15 protein-coding genes are annotated in these 21,001 nt (G+C 71.8%); 4 read left to right on the plus strand and 11 right to left on the minus strand.

Annotated elements, in window-relative coordinates:
• Positions 1-51: 51 nt before the first annotated feature.
• The 10 genes from murC to mraZ form a co-directional block, all read right to left on the minus strand.
• Positions 52-1,533, minus strand: a complete 1,482-nt coding sequence (murC, locus tag BDK92_RS07200) for a UDP-N-acetylmuramate--L-alanine ligase (RefSeq protein ID WP_121155758.1) — start codon at positions 1,531-1,533, stop codon at positions 52-54.
• A 31-nt stretch (positions 1,534-1,564) separates the two neighbouring features.
• Positions 1,565-2,671 carry an undecaprenyldiphospho-muramoylpentapeptide beta-N-acetylglucosaminyltransferase gene (gene murG, locus BDK92_RS07205; protein ID WP_121155760.1) on the minus strand — a complete coding sequence of 369 codons (1,107 nt, stop codon included), beginning with the start codon at positions 2,669-2,671 and terminating at the stop codon, positions 1,565-1,567.
• Positions 2,671-4,098 (minus strand): FtsW/RodA/SpoVE family cell cycle protein, encoded by a 1,428-nt coding sequence (locus tag BDK92_RS07210; protein ID WP_246017489.1) that lies wholly within the window; start codon positions 4,096-4,098, stop codon positions 2,671-2,673. Before BDK92_RS07210 ends, murG begins: the two co-directional genes overlap by 1 nt.
• A gap of 317 nt (positions 4,099-4,415) precedes the next feature.
• The gene (gene mraY / locus BDK92_RS07215; protein ID WP_121155764.1) at positions 4,416-5,522 is read right to left on the minus strand and encodes a phospho-N-acetylmuramoyl-pentapeptide-transferase; all 1,107 of its coding nucleotides are present in this window, start codon (positions 5,520-5,522) and stop codon (positions 4,416-4,418) included.
• The gene (locus BDK92_RS07220) at positions 5,519-6,946 is read right to left on the minus strand and encodes a UDP-N-acetylmuramoyl-tripeptide--D-alanyl-D-alanine ligase (protein WP_121155766.1); all 1,428 of its coding nucleotides are present in this window, start codon (positions 6,944-6,946) and stop codon (positions 5,519-5,521) included. Before BDK92_RS07220 ends, mraY begins: the two co-directional genes overlap by 4 nt.
• The gene (locus tag BDK92_RS07225; protein WP_121155768.1) at positions 6,943-8,469 is read right to left on the minus strand and encodes a UDP-N-acetylmuramoyl-L-alanyl-D-glutamate--2,6-diaminopimelate ligase; all 1,527 of its coding nucleotides are present in this window, start codon (positions 8,467-8,469) and stop codon (positions 6,943-6,945) included. Before BDK92_RS07225 ends, BDK92_RS07220 begins: the two co-directional genes overlap by 4 nt.
• Positions 8,470-8,560: 91 nt before the next feature.
• Complete coding sequence (locus BDK92_RS07230) at positions 8,561-10,858, minus strand: peptidoglycan D,D-transpeptidase FtsI family protein (RefSeq protein ID WP_121155770.1); 2,298 nt, start codon at positions 10,856-10,858, stop codon at positions 8,561-8,563.
• A gap of 1 nt (position 10,859) precedes the next feature.
• Complete coding sequence (gene ftsL / locus BDK92_RS07235) at positions 10,860-11,606, minus strand: cell division protein FtsL (RefSeq protein ID WP_121155772.1); 747 nt, start codon at positions 11,604-11,606, stop codon at positions 10,860-10,862.
• Positions 11,603-12,736 (minus strand): 16S rRNA (cytosine(1402)-N(4))-methyltransferase RsmH, encoded by a 1,134-nt coding sequence (gene rsmH / locus BDK92_RS07240; protein ID WP_121155774.1) that lies wholly within the window; start codon positions 12,734-12,736, stop codon positions 11,603-11,605. The genes ftsL and rsmH overlap by 4 nt, the downstream gene beginning before the upstream one ends.
• Before the next feature lie 205 nt (positions 12,737-12,941).
• Entirely contained in the window at positions 12,942-13,373 is a 432-nt protein-coding gene (mraZ, locus tag BDK92_RS07245; protein WP_121155776.1) for a division/cell wall cluster transcriptional repressor MraZ, read from the minus strand.
• Positions 13,374-13,877: 504 nt separating this feature from the next.
• On the opposite strand from mraZ, the gene BDK92_RS07250 reads away from it, so the two are divergent.
• Genes BDK92_RS07250 through BDK92_RS07260 form a run of 3 tightly spaced genes read left to right on the plus strand, consistent with a single transcriptional unit; the run spans position 13,878 to position 16,592 of the window.
• The gene (locus tag BDK92_RS07250) at positions 13,878-15,125 is read left to right on the plus strand and encodes a MurT ligase domain-containing protein (RefSeq protein WP_121155778.1); all 1,248 of its coding nucleotides are present in this window, start codon (positions 13,878-13,880) and stop codon (positions 15,123-15,125) included.
• 13 nt (positions 15,126-15,138) lie between these two features.
• Entirely contained in the window at positions 15,139-15,897 is a 759-nt protein-coding gene (locus BDK92_RS07255) for a type 1 glutamine amidotransferase (protein WP_121155780.1), read from the plus strand.
• Positions 15,840-16,592, plus strand: coding sequence for a TVP38/TMEM64 family protein (locus BDK92_RS07260; protein WP_425462295.1), 753 nt, complete (start codon positions 15,840-15,842; stop codon positions 16,590-16,592). The genes BDK92_RS07255 and BDK92_RS07260 overlap by 58 nt, the downstream gene beginning before the upstream one ends.
• 57 nt (positions 16,593-16,649) lie before the next feature.
• On the opposite strand, the gene leuS is transcribed toward BDK92_RS07260, so the two are convergent.
• Complete coding sequence (gene leuS / locus BDK92_RS07265) at positions 16,650-19,514, minus strand: leucine--tRNA ligase (RefSeq protein ID WP_121155782.1); 2,865 nt, start codon at positions 19,512-19,514, stop codon at positions 16,650-16,652.
• A gap of 422 nt (positions 19,515-19,936) precedes the next feature.
• On the opposite strand from leuS, the gene BDK92_RS07270 reads away from it, so the two are divergent.
• Positions 19,937-21,001, plus strand: a complete 1,065-nt coding sequence (locus tag BDK92_RS07270) for an AAA family ATPase (protein ID WP_121155784.1) — start codon at positions 19,937-19,939, stop codon at positions 20,999-21,001.

The raw sequence follows: 21,001 nt of genomic DNA on the forward strand, positions 1-21,001 counted from the left end.
CGGTCGACCCGGCGCCCGAACCGGAGGCCCGGCCGCGCGGCGTACCCGGTGTCACGCGCCGGCGGCGGCCGGACCGGGCGCGGTGACCGGGCTGCGCCCGGCATCGGCCGTATCCGAGGCGTCGGCGAGAGCGGCGAGCAACTCGTCGCCCATCAACGAGATCGGCGGCGCGCCCATGGTCACCACCACGTCGCCCCGGGTGGCCCGCCGGACCACCTCAGCCGGCACGTCCGCCCAGGACTCAAGGAAGATCTTGCGCTCCGCCGGCAACGGCACCGCCGCGATCAGCGACGCCGCCCCCTCCCCCGGCTGGCGTACCTCACCCGGGCCGAAGACCTCCAGCATCACCACCTCGTCGGCGATGCCGAGCGCGGCGGCGAGCTGGTCCTGCAGGTCCCGCGTCCGGTAGACCCGGTAAGGCTGGAAGACCACGATCAGCCGCCCCTCCCCGGCGACCTCGCGCAGCGTCTGAAGGGACGCGGTCATCGAGGTCGGGTGGTAGGCGTACTCGTCGTAGACCAGGACGCCGTCGACCACGCCCTTACGCTCGAACCGCCGGCGTACGCCGGGGAACACGCCGAGCGCGGTGACCGCCGCCGACGCCGGCAGCCCCAACCGCAGCGCGGTCAACACGGCCGCGGCGCTGTTCAGGGCCAGGTGCCGGCCGGGTACCGGAAGCTGGATCTCGCCCAGCGACTCGCCGTCCAACGTGGCCAGGTAACGGGCTCCGGCGGCCGACGAGGCCACCTCGCTCAGCCGCAGGTCGGCGTCGTCGGCCAGCCCGTACGTGTAGACGTCGCGCCCCTCGGCGCGCAGTGCCTCGGCCAACCGGCGGGTGCCCGGGTCGTCGGCGCAGGTGACCACGAAACCGTCCGGGTCGGTCAGCCGGGCGAACTCGCCGAAGCCGGCCTCCAGCCCCGCGTAGTCGCCGTACGTGTTCAGGTGGTCCTCGTCGATGTTGGTGATGATCGAGACGTACGGCCGGTAGAGCAGGAACGAGCGGTCGCTCTCGTCGGCCTCCACGACGAAGTACTGGCCGCTGCCGTGGTGGCCGTTCGAGCCGGCCTCGGAGATCTCCCCGCCGATCACGAAGGACGGGTCCTCGCCGGCCTGCTGCAGGATCAGCGTCAGCATCGAGGTGGTGGTGGTCTTGCCGTGGGTGCCGGCGACCGCGATGGCCCGTCGGCCGATCATCGCCGCGGCCAGCGCCTCGGAGCGGTGCATCACCCGCACCCCACGCCGACGCGCCTCGACCATCTCCAGGTGGTCCTGCGGGATCGCGGTGGAGTAGACCACGGTGTCCACACCGTCGAGGTTGGCCACGTCGTGGCTCATGTGGATGGTGCCGCCGAGGGCACGCAGGCCGGCCAACGAGGGCCACTCCCGCAGTTCGCTGCCGGAGACCGGGATGCCCCGGGTGAGCAGCAGGCGGGCCACCCCGCTCATGCCGACCCCACCGATTCCGATCAGATGTACGGTGCCGAGGTCCTCGGCGGCGACCGTACCGGTCGGAGTGGACTGCGCGGTGTTCATAGGGTCAACCTTCCGTTCGCGACGGGCCGGGTCACCGGCCCACCGCCTCGTAAACGAAGTCCAGCAACGCCTCGTCGCCGTCCCGCCGGCCATAGGTGCCGACCGCGTTGCTCATCGCGGCCAGCCGGCGCGAGTCGCGCGCCAACGGCAGCACGTTCTGCTCGACCCAGCCCGGGGTCAGTTCCGCGTCGTCGACGAGCAGGCCGCCACCGGCCTCGACCACCGGCAACGCGTTGCGCTTCTGTTCCTGGTTGCTGTACGGGTACGGCACGTAGATCGCCGGCAGCCCGACCGCGGAGACCTCGGCGACCGTCATCGCGCCGCCCCGGCAGAGCATCAGGTCGGCGGCGGCGTAGCCGAGTTCCATCTGCGACAGGTAGGGCACGGTCACGTACGGCACCGGCAGGTCGGTGGGGATCGACACGGGTTCGTTGCGGGCACCGATCACGTGCAGCACCTGCACCCCGGCGCGGGCCAGCTCCTTGGCCGCCCCGGCGACCGCGAGGTTGATCGACCGGGCGCCGCCGGAGCCACCGGAGACGAAGAGGGTCGGCAGGTCGGGCCGGAGCCCGAAGTGGGCGCGGGCGGCGTTGCGCTGGGCCATCCGGTTCAGCCCGGTGATGCCACGGCGCAGCGGTACGCCGACCACCCGGGCGTCGCGCAGCGACTCGGCCTGGACCGGCTGGTGCGGGAACCCGACCGCGACGTGCTTGGTGAACTTCATCCCGAGCCGGTTGGCCACCCCCGGCGGCACGTTCACCTCGTGGATCACGATCGGCGTCTCGCGCCGCCACGCGGCCAGGTACGCCGGCACCGAGACGTACCCACCGAAACCGACGACCACGTCCGCGATGACCTCGTCGAGCACCTTGCCGGCGGCGCGCGCGGCCTTCCACATCCGGTCCGGCGTACGCATCAGGTTGACGTTGACCGACCGGGGAAGCTGGTAGGCGGGAATCTGCCGCAGCTCGTACCCGTGCGGGGGGATCAGTTCGTTCTCCAGCCCCCGGAAGCTACCCACACAGGTGATCCGGACACCGGGGTCGTGACGGCGCAAGCAGTCCGCGAAGGCCAGCAGCGGGTAGATATGCCCCCCGGTGCCACCTCCGGCAAGCACTACCGACCGCAGCGGACCCATCAGCGTCTCCTCTCGTTCGCCGGGCCGGCACGCTCGCGCGCCGCCCGACTACCCGCCGCCCGGCCGGTTTCCGACCGGGCCTGCCCGTCGCGCCGCTTACCCGATCGGGACGGGCCATCACCGGCGGCCGGGGCGGGACTCGACCGTCCGCGCCGGCCCGTTGGAAGCGGCGGCAACGGGGCCCAGACTAGTCGTACCCAACGGGCCGGCGGGCGGGCGTTCAACGCTCGGGCGGCGTCCGGTTCGGCGCGGGCGAAGGAGGCGAGCATGCCGATCGCGGCGAGGGTGACGACCAGGGCGCTGCCGCCGTCGGAAATGAACGGCAGCGGCAGACCGGTGATCGGCAGCAGGCCGGTCACCCCGCCGACGTTGATGATCGCCTGACCGACCAGCCAGGTGGTCGCCGCGGCGGCGGCGAGCCGCCGGAACGGGTCGTCCACCCGGCGGGCGATCCGCAGCCCGCTGTAGGTCAGCACGGCGAAGAGGGCGAGCACCACGGCGCAGCCGACCACGCCCAGTTCCTCGGCGATGACCGCGAAGATGAAGTCGTTGTGCGCCTGCGGCAGCCAGTCCCACTTGGCGATCCCCCGGCCGAGCCCCACCCCGAACCAGCCGCCGTGGTCGATCGCGAGCCGGGCCTCGCGCAGCTGGTAGCAGGCGTTCTCGGCGCAGTCGGGGGGCGGGTTGAGGAACGTGGTGAGCCGCAGCAGACGGTAGTTCGGTTGGTTCGAGGAGCCGGAGCCGCCACCGGAGGAGGCGGCGGCGACGAGCAGCCCGATCCCGGCGAGTCCGAGCAGGGAGAGGGTGGCGAAGACACGCATCCGTACGCCGGCCGCCCAGAGCAGGCCGACCAGCAGGGCGAGCAGGCAGAGCATGGTGCCGAGGTCGTTGAAGCCGACCAGTACGAAGAGGAGTCCGACGACCGGGAAGAGCGGCAGCGCCAGTTCCCGCCAGTAACCGAGTTCGGCGCCCTTGCGTACCACCAGGTCGGCTCCCCAGAGCACCAGACCGAACTTCGCCAGTTCGGAGGGCTGGACCTGGACCGGTCCCAGGTGCAGCCAGTTCAGGCTGGCCATCAGCGGGCCGAGCTCGCCCATCTTGAGGTCGGGGTCCCCGACGGGAAACAGCACCAGCAGCCCGTTGAGCACCAGCAGCAGGACCACGGCCAGGCCGAGCACGGGTCGCCCCAGGGCGCGGAAGGTGCGGGCCGGCAGCCGCTGGCAGGCCCAGAACGCGACCAGTCCGATCACCGCGAAGAGCGCCTGCTTGGTGAGTGCGCCGAAGGCGTTGCCGCCGTTGGCGTACTCGGTGACGCTGGTCGCCGAGAAGACCATGGTCAGCCCGATCACCAGCAGCAGACCGGCGCTGGACAGGAGCACGTAGTAGGAGGCCAGTGGCCGGTCGAGCAGGCCACGGAGGGCGGCCAGGCCGCCGGCCAGGTCCAGCTCCGCGCGGGCCGCGCCGACCGGGCCGGGTCGGGCCGCGGGGGCCGTTCCCGGCGTACGTCCGGCGCCGGGCGAGGGCCTTGGCTGCTCACCCGTCATCTCGCCCGCCCCTTTGGCCTCCCCAGCGCAGTCATCGGCCCATCATCGACGTTCACCGCACGCGCTCACCGCAGGCGCACGGTCGGCGTGTCGGATCCGGTGGTACGTCGGCCGTACCGCCCGCCCGGGGTGACCGCCGCGTCGCCGGTTGACCCGGGTCGACGCGACGGCTCCACCGGGTGGGCCGGTAACCGCCCGGCTCAGCTGACGGCGGCGAGGAAGTCGCTGTAGAACAGGCCCAGGGCGATCGCCACCCCGATCCCGGCGATGATCCAGAATCGGACCACGATATTGACTTCGCTCCACCCCGCCAACTCGAAGTGGTGTTGCAGTGGAGACATCCGGAACACCCGTTTGCCCGTGGTACGGAACGAGATGATCTGGATCACCACCGACATCGTGATGATGACGAAGAGGCCACCGATGATCGGCAGCAGCAGGACCGTCCGGGTGGACATCGCCATACCGGCGATCAGCCCGCCGAGCCCGAGCGCGCCGGTGTCCCCCATGAAGATCCGCGCGGGTGAGGTGTTCCACCAGAGGAACCCGACACAGGCACCGGCCGCCGCACCGGCGATCAGCGCGATCTCCAGCGGGTCACGTACCTCGTAGCAGTAGATCGAGGGCCTGATGTTGTAGTCCGGGTCGGCGCACCAGTGTCGGTACTGCCAGAACGCGATCAACGCGTACGCGGCCAGCACCATCACCGAGGCGCCGGTCGCCAGCCCGTCCAGCCCGTCGGTCAGGTTCACCCCGTTGGTCGAGGCCATCACGACGAAGATGAAGATGACCACCGAGGCGATCTTCCCGATCTCCAGCGCGTCGATGTCCCGGATGAACGAGAGCGTGGTCGCACCGACCGTCTGCCCGTTGGTGCTCGGGAAGTAGAGGGCGATCACCCCGAACACCGCGCCGACCAGGATCTGACCCAGCAGCTTGCCGCGCTTGTTCAGCCCGGCGCTGTTGCGCTTGCGCACCTTCAGGAAGTCGTCGATGAACCCGACCGCACCGGCGAAGACCATCAGCCCCAGCAGGACCAGCGCGGTGATGGTCGGCTGCACCTGGGCGATCTGCTGGCTCGGCAGTGTGGTCAGGGCCAGGTGACCGGCGACGTACGCGATCACGGTGGCGATGATGAACACCACCCCGCCCATCGTCGGGGTGCCCTTCTTGCCCTGGTGCATCACCGGACCCTCGGCCCGGATCGGCTGCCCCGCCTTGAGCCGGGTGAACAACTTGATCGCCAGCGGCGTGCTGAAGAGCGACACCAGGAAGGCCACGCCGATGGCGACGATGACCGCCCTCACGCGCGAACCCCTTCGGTTCCGTTCCCGGTCTCCGTCACGGCGTCGGCGCGTAACGCGTCAACCACCTCCCAGGTGCGGTAGCGCGAGCCCTTCACCAGGACCACGTCGCCCGGGCGCAGCTCGGCCCCTACCGCGGCCACCGCCTCCGCCTGATCGGTCACCAGCACCGACACTCCTCCCCAAGTCCTGACCGCCGACGCCCCGTGGTGGATCGGCGCCGCCGACTCACCAACCACGAAGAGCCGGTCGACGCCCAGGTCGGCCGCCAGCCGGCCGACCTCCTCATGTCCCTGCTGCTCGAACTCGCCGAGTTCGGCCATGTAGCCGAGGACCGCGACGGTCCGGCGGCCCCGCCCGAACTCGGCCAGCGCGCGCAGCGCGGCCGACATCGAGGCGGGGTTCGCGTTGTACGAGTCGTCGATGACCGTCACCCCGTCGGTGCGGTCGAAGACGTCCATCCGGCGGGTCGACACCAGGCGGAGTTCGCCCAGCGCCGCCGCCAGGTCGGCCAGCGGCATCCCGAGTTCACGGGCCACGGCCGCCGCCGCGAGCGAGTTGCCGACCTGGTGCCGGCCGGTCAACCCGAGCCGCACCGGTGCGCTGCCCTCCGGCGTGACCAGCATGAACGCGGGCCGACCCCGCTCGTCCATGGTCACCTCGGTCGCCCGCAGTTCGGCATCGGCGGCCTCGCCGACCAGCACCACCCGCGCGCTGGTCCGGGACGCCATCGCGCGTACCCGGGGGTCGTCGGCATTCAGCACCGCCACCCCGCCGTCGACCGCGGCCGGCAACGCCTCGACCAGTTCACCCTTTGCGGTGGCGATCCCCTCGACCGAGCCGAACTCACCGAGATGGGCCACCCCGACGTTGAGCACCACCGCGATCCGGGGCGGTGCCACGCCGGTCAGGTAACGGATGTGTCCGATCCCCCGGGCGCTCTTCTCCAGCACCAGGAACCGGGTCTGCTCGTCGGCCTTCAGCACCGTGTACGGGTGCCCCAGCTCGTTGTTGAAGGAACCGGGCGGGGCCACGGTCGGGCCGAGCCGGGCCACCAGCTGCGCGGTCAGGTCCTTGGTGCCGGTCTTGCCGGAGGAGCCGGTCAAGCCGATCACGGTCAGCTCCGGCAACCGGTCCACCACCGCCCGGGCCAACGGCCCCATCGCCGCCAGCGCGTCGTCGACCAGCACCATCGGCACGCCGTCGATCTGCCGGGTGCCGAGCACCACGACCGCGCCGGCCTCGACCGCGGTGGCGGCGTAGTCGTGCCCGTCGACCCGCTCGCCGGGAAAGGCGACGAAGAGCGAGCCGGGCTGGACCTTGCGCGAGTCGAACTCGACCGGTCCGGTGACCCGTACGGTCGGGTCGGCGGCCACCAGCCGCCCCCCGACGGCCTCGGCCACCTCGGCCAGGGTGAGGGCGATCATGACTGACCCACCAGGTGCCCGAAGCGGGCGGTGAGCGCGGCGGCCAGTTCGACGTTGTCGTCAAAGGGGAACACCTGGCCATCGACCTCCTGCCCCCGCTCGTGTCCCTTGCCGAGCAGGGCGATCACGTCACCGGGCTCGGCCAGCCGGACGGCCTCGTCGATGGCGGCGCGCCGGCCGGCCAGTTCGACGACCTCGGCGCCGTCGGTCACGGTGACCGCGCCCTCGACCACCTCCGCCCGGATCGCGGCCGGGTCCTCGGTCCGCGGGTTGTCGTCGGTGACGATCACCAGGTCGGCGCCGCGCGCGGCGGCGGCCCCCATCACCGGCCGTTTCTGCCGGTCCCGATCACCACCGGCGCCGATCAGGCAGATCACCCGGCCACCTCCCACGGTCAGCTCGCGCAGTGCGGCGAGTACGGCCACCACCGCGTCTGGTTTGTGCGCGTAGTCGACGACGCCGCGTACCGGTCCCGGGGCCTCGACCCGCTCCAGCCGGCCCGGTACGCCCGCACAGGCGCCCACCCCGGCCACCGCGGTCACCGGGTCGACCCCGGCGGCGACCAGCAGGGCGATCGCGAGCAGCGCGTTCGCGACGTTGTGCCGGCCCGGCAGCGCCACAGTGGCATCCAGCGTCAGCCCGTCCGGGCCGTGCGCGGTGAACCGCTGGGCGTAACCGGAACCGCTGATCCCGGTGGCCCACCAGGTGGCGTCCGGGTTGCCGGCGGCCGAGTAGCTCACCGTGTCCGGCTTGAACAACGGGCCCAGCGCGGGGTCGTCGAGGTTGAGCACCTCGACGTCGCAGCGGCCGTCGAAGAGCTGCGCCTTGGCCGCGAAGTACTCGTCCGCGTCGGCGTGGAAGTCCAGGTGGTCCTGACCGAAGTTGGTGTAGCCACCGGCGCTGAACCGCACCCCGCCGACCCGGCCCAGGGTGAGCGCGTGGCTCGACACCTCCATCACCACCGAGGTCACCCCCCGCTCCCGCGCCGCGGCGAGCATGGCGTGCAGGTCGGTGGCCTCGGGGGTGGTCCGTACGCTGTCCAGGCTCAGGTCGCCGAGCCGGGTCTCCACCGTGCCGATCAGGCCGGTCACCTGCCCGGCGGCGCGCAGCCCCGACTCGACCAGGTACGCCGTGGAGGTCTTGCCCGCCGTACCGGTGATGCCGATCATGATCAGCCCGGCGGTGGGTTCTCCGTAGACCGCGGCGGCGATCGTGCCGAGCACAGCCCTCGGGTCGGGTACGACCAGCGCGGGAAGGCCCGCCTCGGCCGCCGCCTGCGCCCCGGCCGGGTCGGTCAGGACCGCCACCGCACCGGCGGCGGCGACCGACGGGATGAACTCGGCGCCGTGGCGGCGCGCTCCGGGCAGCGCCGCGTAGAGGTCACCGGGCTGCACCTCGCCACTGGCGTGGGTCACTCCGGTCACCACCAGGGCGGTGTCGTCGGGCGGTTGGATCCCGAGCCGGTCGGCGAGTTCGCGGAGCCGGATCGGATTCACCGTGCGTGGACGTGGATTGCCGGGCACGGCGTCAGACCCTACCGGGTCGAGGGACCGGCACCGCACAGCCGCCCCGGTGGTTTGCCCGCACCCACCGATGATGTCCCGTATTGGCCGCTCAGCGGGGATAGACAACAAACTTCGGCGGTTTGGTCCCCGTTTGAGGCACCCGGTAATGGGTCAGGGTGAACTCCATCATCTTCTTGAAAGCGGGGGCGGAGATGTCACCGCCACCACCGCCCGGCGTGTACGCGAAGACCGCGATGACGTACTTCGGGTCCTCGGCCGGGGCCATGCCGATGAACGAGGCGACCTCGCCGGGGGCGTACTTGCCGTCGACGATCCGCTTGCCGGTGCCGGTCTTGCCGGCGACCCGGTAACCGGGGATCTGGGCCTTGGTCCCGGTGCCGTCCGGCACGGTCACCGGGGCCTCCAGCATCCCCCGGAGCACCGCCGCCGTCTCCGGGCTGATCACCTGCCGGGTCTGCGGCGCCTTGGTCGGCGTACGGGTGCCGTCCGGCGCGATCGTCTCCTTGATCAGCTGTGGCTGGACCCAGGTGCCGTTGTTCGCGATCGCGGCGTACGCGGCGGCCATCTGCAGCGGTGTCGCGTCGACGCTGTGCCCGATCGGGATGGAGCCGGGCGACGACGCGCTCCACTGGTCCGGTGGCAGCACCCGGCCGGTCGCCTCGCCCGGCACCCCCTCGCCGGTCGCCTCGCCGAGCCCGAACTTGCGCTGGTACTCGTAGAGCTTCTGCGGCCCCAGCTTCTCCCCGATCCGGATGGTGCCGATGTTGGAGGAGTAGGCCAGGATGCCGGGCAGGCTCATCTTGGTGCCCGGCGGGGCGTAGTGGGTGTCGCTGAACCTCTGGCCACCGATCCACTGCACCGGGTCGACGGTGATCGTGTCCCCCGGCTTGACCACCTTCTCCTCGAGCGCCGCGGCGAAGGTGATCGCCTTGTGCACCGAGCCCGGGTCGACCACGAAGCTGGTCGCCGCGTCCTCGCGGTCGGTCGGCAGGGTGCCCTTCCAGTCGGCGGCGCTGTACGTCGGATGGCTCGCCTGGGCCAGCACCTGGCCGGTACGGACGTCGAGCACCACGGCGGCGGCGACGCTCGCCTTGTTGCCCTTGGCCGCCGCGCTGAGGATCCGTTGGCACTCGAACTGCAGGTCCCGGTCGATGGTCAGCGACAGCGAACTGCCCGGCTTGGCCGGCGTGACCTTGTCGTAGCCGCCCGGGATGGCGGTGCCCAGGTCGCCGTGACCGGCCTCGAAGACCCGCTCGCCGTCGACCCCGTGCAGCAGGTCGTTGTAGCGGGCCTCGATCCCCTCCAGCCCGCTCATGTCGTCGCCGATGAAGCCGATCAGGTTCGCCGCCAGGTCGCCGCCGGGCACCTCGCGCCGCTCGTCCGGGCCGGTGAAGATGCCCTCCAGGTTCAGCTCCGCGATCTTCTTCGCGGTCGAGATCTCGACCCCTCGGGCGAGGTACTGGAACTGGGAGTCGCTCCCGTCCGACCGCTTCTTCTTGTTCAGGTTCTCGACCAGCGTGGAACGGGGGATGCCGAGCAGCGGGGAGAGCACGTTCGCGGTGCCGGCCACGTCCGTGACCACACTCGGGTCGGCGTACACGTAGCGCGCGTCGACGCTGTGCGCCAGCACGGCGCCGGATCGGTCGTAGATCGCGCCCCGGGGCGCGGAGAGGATCACCGATCGGTACCGGTCGCTCAGCCCTCCGTCGGCGTATGCGGGGGGTTGCACGACCTGCAGGACGATCAGCCGGATGCCGATGGTGGCGAAGAGCGCGAGCGCGAGCAGCGTGCCCAGGCGCAGCCGACGGCCGGGGTCGGCCAGCCGGGGTGGGCGCGGCGGCTTGCGGGGCGGCCGGGCGGGCGCGGCGCGGCCCCGGCCGGCGCCGCTGGCGCGGCCGTCGTTGGTGCCACCGGCGCTGGGCCGGCGGCGGGGTGCGGGGACCGGCTTGGCGACGTCGGCGGCGCGCGGGGTGCGCGGCGGCACGGTGCGGCCGGCGCCGGTGCCCCGGGTATCGGCGGGTGGGCTGGGTTCGCGGCGGGTGCGTGCGGCGCCGCCCCGGCCGCCGCCGTCGAGCACCTGCAGGGCGGGCCGGAACGGGTCCGCGGAGCGGGTGGACCGGGGGGTACGGCGCAGTTCCGGGGCGTCCCGGACGGTACGGCCCCGGGGGGTGTAGGCCCGGGCGCCGGAGATGCCGCCGAGACCGGCGTCGCCCTCGTCGGCGGCGCCCCGGGTTCCGTTGCGGGCCCCGCCGTCCCGGGCGGCACCACGTCCAGCGGTGTCCCGGCCGGCGGAGCGCGCCCCGGTCTCCCGCTCCGGGCCGGCCGCCGACGCACCGCGCCGGGACGCTGACCCGTCCCGGCGCGGTTCATCGGAGCGTGGCGACACGCTAACCCCCCGCGTTCTGCTGACTGGTGATCGAAGGCTGGCCGCCGGCCGGCTTCGGTACGCCGATCAGCCGGCCGTCCGGGAGCCGGATGAACGCCGGCGGACCGGAGTCCACCAGGCCCAGCTTGCGGGCTTCGGCGACCAGGTTGCCCGGCGCCTGGGCCTCGTCGATTTCCCGCTTCAGTTCCTGCTGCTGGAGGTCGAGCGTGGCCTGCTGCTTCTGTAGCTTGTCCAGCCGGATGGCGTTTTCGTTGATCTTGGTGTTGATCACCAGAACCCCGAGCACCCCACCGACCACCATGGCCAGGATCAGCCCGACGAAGGGCGCCCTCGGCACGCTCACCGGCAGCGGCGGAGCGACCCGCAGCGCAGGCGGGTCGACCCGACCGGAGCCGGCCGGGTGCGCCTCGCGGGCGGTGGCGCCGGCCCGAGACGCCTGCCCCGACCGCTCACCGCCGGCCGGATGCGCCGCCCGGGCGCTTTCCCGGGCGGCGCGGTCCCGCGTGCCGACCTCGGCAAGCTCCGGTGCCCGCAGCGCCGCGCTGCCCTGGATCGGAAAACTGCTCCGCGCCGAGAACTCGCGCGCCCCCCGGGCGCGAGCCTCCGAAACCGGTGCCTGGCGAGTCGCCGTCCGAGCGCGGTTGATCCGCTCCGTCGTGCTCCGCTCCGCCGCGGTCCGGCCCCCCGACCGCGGTGTGCGCGGCTCCACGCCGGTCTGGTCCCGGTGGTCGCGCTTGTTGACGTTCATGATCCCTCCCCCTCTACAGCCGTGCCGTCTGCGTCCCCTGGCCCCGATGGCCCCTTCTCCCGGTCCACGTCGGACCGACCCGGCGCGGTCGCACCGGGGATGTGCAGTGCCTTCACTCGTCGACGGGGCCGCTCGCGGTCGGCCCGCCCGGTTGCCTTCGGCCCACCCGCGCGCTCCGGGTCGACCCGTTCCGCTGCCCGCAGTCGCACCGAGGCGGCCCGCGGATTGGCCGCCACCTCTGCCTCGCTCGGCAACTCGGCCCCCCGGCTGAGCAACCGCAAGGTCGGACCGGTGCCGGGCAACTCGACCGGCAGGTCGACCGGACCGGTGCTGCGGGCCCGGCCGGCGAACGCCTGCTTGGTGATTCGGTCCTCCAGCGAGTGGTACGAGAGCACCACCAGCCGACCACCAACGGCGAGCGCGTCCAACGCGGCCGGCAGCGCCGTCTCCAGCGCGGCCAGCTCCCGGTTTACCTCGATCCGCAGTGCCTGAAACGATCTTTTCGCCGGATGCCCGCCGGTACGCCGGGCGGCGGCCGGGATCGAGTCGCGGACCAGCTCGGCGAGGAAGGCCGACGAGGTGATCCGGGACCGTTCCCGTTCCCGCACGATCGCCGAGGCGATCCGTCCGGCGAACCGTTCCTCGCCGTACACCTTGAGCACCCGGGCGAGTTCGCCGTGCGAGTAGCTGTTGACGATCTCCTCGGCGGTCACCCCACGGGTCTGGTCCATCCGCATGTCCAGCGGCGCGTCCTGGGCGTAGGCGAACCCGCGGTCGGGCGCGTCGAGTTGCAACGACGACACCCCGAGGTCGAACAGCAGGCTGTCGACGTGCGGGTAGCCGAGCCGGTCGAGCACGTCGGGCAGTTCGTCGTAGACGGCGTGCACCAGATGGATCCGGTCGGCGTACCGGGCCAGCCGGGCCCGGGCGTGGGCCAGGGCCTCGGTGTCGCGGTCGAGCCCGATCAGGATCGTCTCCGGGTGGGCGGCCAGGACCGCCTCGGCGTGGCCGGCGAGGCCGAGCGTCGCATCGACGTGGATGGTGCGGCGGTCCCGGTCCAGCGCGGGGGCGAGCAGCTCGAGACACCGCTCAAGCAACACCGGCACGTGCGTACCGCGCAGCTCCCCCATGTCGACCCCCACTGACCGGCTTCCTTGTCTGTTCACGTCTGTATGCTGTCAACCGCTCGTCATACCGCCAGATCCCCATCCGCTCTGGCCCGTCGACCGGCCCGGTGTAGGCCCGTCAGCGGATCGCGTCCCTGGCACCGGGGAAGAGGCGCCAGGAACAGGAGCGGCTGGAGATCTCGCAGTACGTCAAGCGTGCTGGCCCGCCCTACAGACCGCCTGGCAACACCCCCTCCTCGATGTCCGCGAAGTCGTCTTCGCTTTCCGCGAGGTAGGTCTCCCAGGCCCGCTTGTCCCAGATCTCCACCCGGGTACTTGCCCCGATCACCACCAGCTCGCGATCGAGTGCGGCGTACTCCCGCAGGTGCCCCGGGATGGTCACCCGGCCCTGCTTGTCCGGCACCTCGTCGTGGGCGCTGGCGAAGAAGACCCGGCTGTAGGCCCGTGCCGCCTTGTGTGTCATGGGTTGCTCGCGCAACTGGTCCGCGATCCGCTGGAACTCGGGCGTCGGGAAGACGTACAGGCAGCGCTCCTGCCCCTTCGTGATCACGACACCTCCCGCCAGTTCGTCCCGGAACTTGGCCGGAAGAATCAGCCGGCCCTTTTCGTCCAGGCGCGGGGTATGTGTGCCGAGAAACACGGCTCAACCCCCTCGCCCTTCCAGCGGCGTTCGCGGCGCCGCTGTCCCCCGGGCCGGCAGGCCCTCCCGGCCCCACCATTGGGCCCCACTCTACTCCACTTCCCTCCACCCGCAACCGGAAACGCGGGCAAACCACGGCGGTGTCATTCGCAAAACTGCACGTCAGAGGGGGTGGTGCGAAGTGGAGGGCGGTGCGCCGCCGGGCCGGCGTCCGCTTTCCGACAAAGATCAAAACCAACCTCTGGTACGCCCACGGGGCGCCCGTCCCACACCCATCGGACCCGGTTTGCACCCAGCGGTACGCCCGCAATCGGCCGCGCGACGGCCATCGGTGGAGGAAAGTGGGGAGAAAGGTGGAGGGATGGCAATGGTCGGGGAGGAAGTGGGGCAGGTCACCGGGGTCGTAACCGGACAGGCCGGCGGCCCCTGCGGGACCGAACGCCTCGTGCGACGGTCTGGACACCGCCGCTGTCCGGTAACCTCGCTCGCGTGACGGACGCGAGAATGCCCCTGCGGGCGAAGGTGGCCAGCTCCGTGTCGCGCACCGCGGCGGCGCTGTCGCGGGCCGCTGGCCGTGGCGACGGATCGGTGATCGGCGGCTGGATCGGACTGAAGATCGACCCTGACCTGCTGGCACACCTCTCCGCCGGCCGAGCCATCGCCCTCATCTCCGGGACCAACGGCAAGACCACCACCACCCGCCTGAGTGCCGCCGCCGTGGGCAAGCTCGGCACGGTGGCGACCAACTCCTTCGGCGCCAACATGCCCACCGGCCACACCTCGGCCCTGGCCAAGGCGGGCAGCACCCCGTACGCGGTGCTGGAGGTCGACGAGCACTACCTGCCCGAGGTCCTCGAAGCCACCGAACCGCACGTGGTCGCCCTGCTCAACCTCTCCCGGGACCAGCTCGACCGGGCCAAGGAGGTCAGCATGATGGCCCAGCTCTGGCGGTCCGCGCTGGTCCGCTACCCGGAACTGCGGGTGGTCGCCAACGCCGACGACCCGATGGTGGTCTGGGCCGCCACCCCACCGGAGAAACGCAGCGGGACGCTGAACACCCCGGTGGTGACCTGGTTCAGCGCCGGGCAGCGCTGGCACGACGACTCCTGGGTCTGCCCCGAGTGCGGCTCACCGATCGAACGCGCCCAGGACCAGTGGTGGTGCACCGGCTGCTGGCTGCGCCGGCCGCAACCGCAGTGGGTGGTGGAGGACGACGGCGTACTCGACCCGTCGGGTGCCTGGCACAAGGTGGTGCTCCAGCTACCGGGACGGGTGAACCTCGGCAACGCGGCCACCGCGCTCGCCGTCGCCGCCGAGTTCGGCGTACGACCGGCGGACGCGGTCTCCCGGCTCGGCGGGGTCGCCTCGGTCGCCGGCCGGTACGCCCAGGTGGTCCGGGCCGGACGGAACATCCGCCTGCTGCTGGCGAAGAACCCGGCCAGTTGGCTGGAGGCGTTCGACATGGCGGAGCACGCCCCGACCCTGCTCTCCATCAACGCCCGGGACCCCGACGGTCTGGACACCTCGTGGCTGTTCGACGTGGACTTCTCGCCGCTGCGCGGCCGGCAGGTGCTGATCACCGGCGACCGGGCGTACGACCTGGCGGTCCGGCTGGACGTCAACGAGGTGCCGTTCCAGCACGTCAAGACGTTCAGTGAGGCGGTCTCGGCGGTGCCGCCGGGGCGGCTCGAGGTGATCGCGAACTACACCGCGTTCCAGGACATCCGAGCGGAGTTGGACCGTGTCAACTAACTCGTACTTCCCGGTGAACCAGCCCAGCGGGTACGCCACGCACTCGCCGAGCGGCTCGGAGAGCACCCTGCGGATCGCCTGGATCTACCCGGACCTGCTCTCCACGTACGGCGACCGGGGCAACATGCTGATCCTGGCCCGTCGGGCCCAGCAGCGCGGCATGCCGGTGGAGACCATCGAGGTCCGCTCCGACCAGCCGCTGCCCGCCGTCGCCGACATCTACCTGCTCGGCGGCGGCGAGGACGGGCCGCAGGCGCTCGGCGCCCAGCGCCTGATCGCCGACGGCGGGCTGCACCGCGCCGTCGCCCAGGGCTCGGTGGTCTTCGCGGTCTGCGCCGGCTACCAGATGCTCGGCGGCTCGTTCTTCGCCAAGGGCGCCAAGTGCGCCGGCCTGGACCTGCTCGACCTGCACTCCGACCGGGGGCCGTCGCGGGCCGTCGGCGAGCTCGCCGGGGAGATCGACCCCCGGCTCGGGCTGCCGCCGCTGAGCGGCTTCGAGAACCACGGTGGCCGTACCCACCTCGGCCCCGGGGTCTCCCCGTTGGCCCGGCTCACCACCGGCATCGGCAACGACGGCAGCAGCGAGGGGGCCTGGCGCGGCAAGCTGCTCGGCACCTACTCGCACGGTCCGGCACTGGCCCGCAACCCGGCCCTGGCCGACCTGCTGTTGCGCTGGGCGACCGGGATGAGCAACCTGCCACCGCTGGACGACACCTGGCAGGAGCGGCTGCGCGCGGAGCGGGTGGCCGGCGTCGCCGCCGCACGGTCGTGATCGTCCCGCACCTCCGTCGGCTGCTCCGGCAGCGGTCGGTCGTGCGGTTCGGGTCGCTCCTGCTCATCCTGGCCCTCTTCGGCCTGGCGCTGCTGGTCGTACAGCCCGACCTGGCTTCGGCGCCGCGGCTGGTCGACCGGCTCGGCCCGGCAGCGCCGGTCGCCGCGGTGCTCGTCGGCGCGCTGCTGATGGTGGCGTTGGTGCCCCGGACGCTGATCACCGTGGCCTGGGGGGCGCTCTTCGGCCCACTCGGCGGCGCCGGCTACACCCTGGCCGCCGCGCTGGTCGCGGCGGCGCTCGGGTTCACCGTCGGGCGGATGCTCGGCCGCGACTTCGTGGCCGAGCGGGTACGCGGCCGACTGGCCCGGCTCGACGGTTGGTTCAGCCGGCAGAGCGTGCTCGGGGTGATCACGGTCCGGCTACTGCCGGTCGGCGGGTTCGGGCTGGTCAGCTACGGCTACGGGACGACCGGCGCACGGGTGGTGCCGTTTCTGATCGGCAGCGTGCTGGCCTCGGTACCGTCCGCCTTCGGTTACGCCGCGATCGGCGCCGCGGTGGCGGACCCGGACGAGTTCAACTGGTTGGCGGTGGCACCGGCCAGCTTCGGGCTGGTCGCCGCCGCCGTACTGGTCGCCCGTTGGCGCCGGGCCGAACGCGCGCACCGTCGGCGCGCGGCCGACACCGCACCGGACTGAACGCGCCGAACGGAAAGTGGCCGCCCCGATCGGGACGGCCACTTCTCCACTCGGCGATCAGGCGACGACGCTGACCATCCGACCGGGAACCACAATGACCTTGCGGGGTTCCTTGCCGGCCAGTTGGTCGGCGATCTCGGCCAGCGCGGCGGCGCGTACGGTCTCCTCCGACGCGTCGGCGGCGACCTCGACCCGTCCCCGGACCTTGCCGTTGATCTGCACCGGGTACGTGACCGTGTCGGCCACCAGCAGCGCCGGGTCGGCGACCGGGAACGACGCGTACGTCAGCGAGCTGTCGTGGCCCAGCCGCTGCCACAGCTCCTCGGCGATGTGCGGGGCGAACGGCGCCAGCATCAGCACCAGTGGTTCGGCCACCTCACGGGGCGTACCGGCCAGCCGGGTCAGCCCGTTGGTCAGCTCGATCAGCTTGGCGATCGCGGTGTTGAACCGGATCGCGTCCATGTCGGCGCGTACCCCGTCGATGGTCTTGTGCAGCAGCCGCCGGGTCGGCTCGTCGGCCGGTGTCTCCACCACCCGCGAGGCGCCGGTGTTCTCGTCGACCAGGGCCCGCCAGACCCGTTGCAGGAACCGGTACGACCCGACCACCGCCCGGGTCTCCCACGGCCGGGAGACCTCCAGCGGTCCCATCGACATCTCGTACACCCGGAAGGTGTCCGCGCCGTACGCCGCGCACATCTCGTCCGGCGTGACCACGTTCCGCAGCGACTTGCCCATCTTGCCGTACTCGCGGCGGACCTGGTTGTCACCGTGCCAGAAGCCGCCGTCGCGCTCGGCCACCTCGGCCGCCTCGACGTAGCGTTCCCGCTCGTCGGTGTACGCGTACGCCTGGATCATGCCCTGGTTGAACAGCTTGCGGAACGGCTCGACCGAGGAGACGTGCCCCAGGTCGTACAGGACCTTGTGCCAGAACCGGGCGTACAGCAGGTGCAGCACGGCGTGCTCGGCGCCGCCGACGTACAGGTCGGTGCCGCCGGTGTCGCCGGTGTCGCGGGGGCCCATCCAGTAGCGCTCGTTGGTCGGGTCGACGAACCGGTCCGAGTCGGTCGGGTCCAGGTAGCGCAGTTCGTACCAGCAGGAGCCGGCCCACTGCGGCATCACGTTCGTCTCGCGGGTGTAACGCTTCGGCCCGTCACCCAGGTCCAGCTCCACCTCGACCCAGTCGCCCTTGCGTGACAGCGGGGTCTCCGGGTTCGAGTCGGCGTCGTCGGGGTCGAAGGTGCGGGGCGAGAAGTCCTCCACCTCGGGCAGTTCGACCGGCAGCATCGACTCGGGCAGCGCGATCGGGGTGCCGACCTCGTCGTAGACGATCGGGAACGGCTCGCCCCAGTAGCGCTGCCGGCTGAACAGCCAGTCCCGCAGCCGGTAGGTGACCGCGCCCTGGCCGTACCCGTTGGCCTCCAGCCACGCGATGATCGCCGCCTTGGCCTCGGTGACGCCCAGGCCGTCCAGGTTCAGGCCGCGCTCCGGCGCGCTGCTGTTGATCGCCGGGCCGTCCCCGGTGTACGCCTTGCCGTCGAAGCCGGCCGAGGGCTGCACGGTACGCAGGATCGGCAGGTCGAAGACCTCGGCGAAGGCCCAGTCCCGCTCGTCCTGACCGGGCACCGCCATGATCGCCCCGGTGCCGTAACCGGCCAGCACGTAGTCCGCGATGAAGATCGGGATCGGCGCACCGGTGACCGGGTTGGTGGCGTACGCGCCGACGAAGACACCGGTCTTCTCCTTGGCGTCGGCCTGCCGCTCCACGTCGGTCTTGGCGGCGGCGGCCTTGCGGTACTCCTGGACCGCGATGCGCGGGCTGGCGTGCCCGCCGGTCCAGGCGTCCCGGGTCCCCTCCGGCCAGACCGCCAGGACCAGCAGGTCGACCAGTTCGTGCTCGGGCGCCAGCACCACGTAGGTGGCGCCGAAGATGGTGTCCGGGCGGGTGGTGAAGACCCGGATCGGCGCGACCTCCGCCCCGGTCTCGACCGGCGCGGCGACCGGGAAGTCGACGTGCGCGCCGACCGAACGCCCGATCCAGTTGCGCTGCATCAGCTTGATCGGCTCCGGCCAGTCCAGCCGGTCCAGGTCCTCCAGCAGCCGGTCGCCGTACGCGGTGATCCGCATCTTCCACTGCTTCAGGTTCCGCTTGAACACCGGGAAGTTGCCCCGGTCGGAGCGGCCGTCGGCGGTGACCTCCTCGTTCGCCAGCACGGTGCCCAGCCCCGGGCACCAGTTGACCGGCGCCTCGGAGACGTACGCCAGCCGGTGGTCGTCGACGATCACGCGCCGCTGCGCGGCGGACAGCTCGCCCCAGGGCTGGCCGTCCGGGGTGGGCCGGGTGCCGGCCTCGAACTCGGCGACCAGCTCACCGATCGGCCTCGCCTTGCGCGCCGCCGGGTCGTACCAGGAGTTGAAGATCTGCAGGAAGATCCACTGGGTCCAGCGGTAGAAGTCGGTGTCGATGGTGGCGACCGAACGCCGGTCGTCGTGCCCCATGCCCAGCCGCCGCAGCTGTGCCTTGTACCGCTCGATGTTCGCCTCGGTGGTGGTCCGGGGGTGGGTGCCGGTCTGCACCGCGTACTGCTCGGCCGGCAGCCCGAACGCGTCGAAGCCCATCGCGTGCAGCACGTTGCGGCCGGCCATCCGCTGGTAGCGGGCGTACGAGTCGGTGCCGATGTAGCCCAGCGGGTGCCCGACGTGCAGCCCGGCGCCGGACGGGTACGGGAACATGTCCAGCACGTACAGCTTCTCCGCCCCGGCCCGGGGGTGGTCCGGGTCGGCGAGCGGTCCGACCGGGTTCGGCGCGTGGAACGTGCCCCACTTCTCCCAACGGTCCTGCCAGCGCTGCTCGATCTCACCCGCCAGCCCGGCGGTGTATCGATAGGGCGGAGTGTCCGCCGCCGGCTCGACTGTCTCGGTCATGTCGTCTCCTCGCCGCGCTCACCGTCGTGCGTCTCAAGGCCCGTTCCGCGCATCTCCGCGGGGGCGTTTCGTACTCCAGGGACATGCTTTTTTCGGGCACAAAAAAGCCCCTCGCGCAGGAGGGGCAGCCGTGCCGTCACGCTTGTCAGCGTCAGCACGGCTCGCTAAGGAGCAGGTAGGCCCGGGCCATACCCGGCAGTCTACGCCTTCGCCAGATGGCCTGTCGCGCCGGTTCGACCGTCGGCACGGTGGCGCCGAGCGGTCAGCAGGACCGACGTGTGGTCGGCGTGAGCGCGAGTTACGGCTAGCCTGATTCCAAGCGGGTGATCCGAGCGAGCCCGGCGGACGTATTTTCCCGTGAACCTTACGGCCGGCCCAGCAGGTCTGGACAGAGAAGCCGTGCAGCGACGAGGAGGAGGCCCGTGACACAACAGACGTGGGACGAGTTGGGCGGCGCGCTACAGCCCGACGAGTTCCGTACCGCCAGCGAAGCCATCGTGGCCAACATCGAACAGGTCATCGAGGGCAAGACCGCGACGGTACGGCTCGCGCTCGCCGTCCTGCTCGCCGAGGGTCATCTCCTGATCGAGGATGTCCCCGGGGTCGGCAAGACCAAACTCGCCAAGGCCCTCGCCCGATCGATCGACTGCTCCGTGCGACGCATCCAGTTCACCCCCGACCTGCTGCCGAGCGACGTCACCGGGGTCAGCGTCTACAACCAGGAGACGCACGACTTCGAATTCAAGCCGGGCGCGGTCTTCGCCAACCTGGTCGTCGGCGACGAGATCAACCGCGCGTCGCCGAAGACCCAGTCGGCTCTCCTCGAGTGCATGGAGGAGCGTCAGGTCACGGTCGACGGTGTCACCTACGAGCTGCAGACCCCGTTCATGGTGATCGCGACCCAGAACCCGATCGAGATGGAGGGCACCTACCCGCTGCCCGAGGCCCAGCGCGACCGGTTCACCGCCCGGATCGCGATGGGTTACCCGGACGCCGGGTCGGAGCTGGCGATGCTCGACGGCCACGGTGGCGTGGACCCGTTGCGCGCACTCCAACCGGTCGCCGACGCCGAGACCGTACGTCGCCTGATCGCGACCGTACGCGACATCCACGTCGCGGACGCGGTCAAGCAGTACGCCGTCGACCTCGTCACCGCCACCCGCGAAGCACCCGACCTGCGGCTCGGCGCCTCCCCCCGGGCGACCCTGCAACTGCTGCGCACCGCCCGCGCGGTGGCCGCGCTGGAGGGTCGCGACTACGTCCTTCCGGACGACCTGCAGGCCCTCGCCGTACCGGTGCTCGCGCACCGGATCATCCCCACGGCGGACGCGCAGCTCGCCCGGCGGACCACCGACGCGGTCGTCTCCGACCTGGTGCACCGGTTGCCGTTGCCGCACGAACGGCAGCAGCGCTCGCAGTACGACACCCGTCCCGCCCCCGCGCCGGACGGCAAGGGCCGATCCCAGTACGAGCCGCGGAGGCGGTGA

It is taken from the genome of Micromonospora pisi, assembly GCF_003633685.1.
GTDB lineage: Bacteria > Actinomycetota > Actinomycetes > Mycobacteriales > Micromonosporaceae > Micromonospora_G > Micromonospora_G pisi.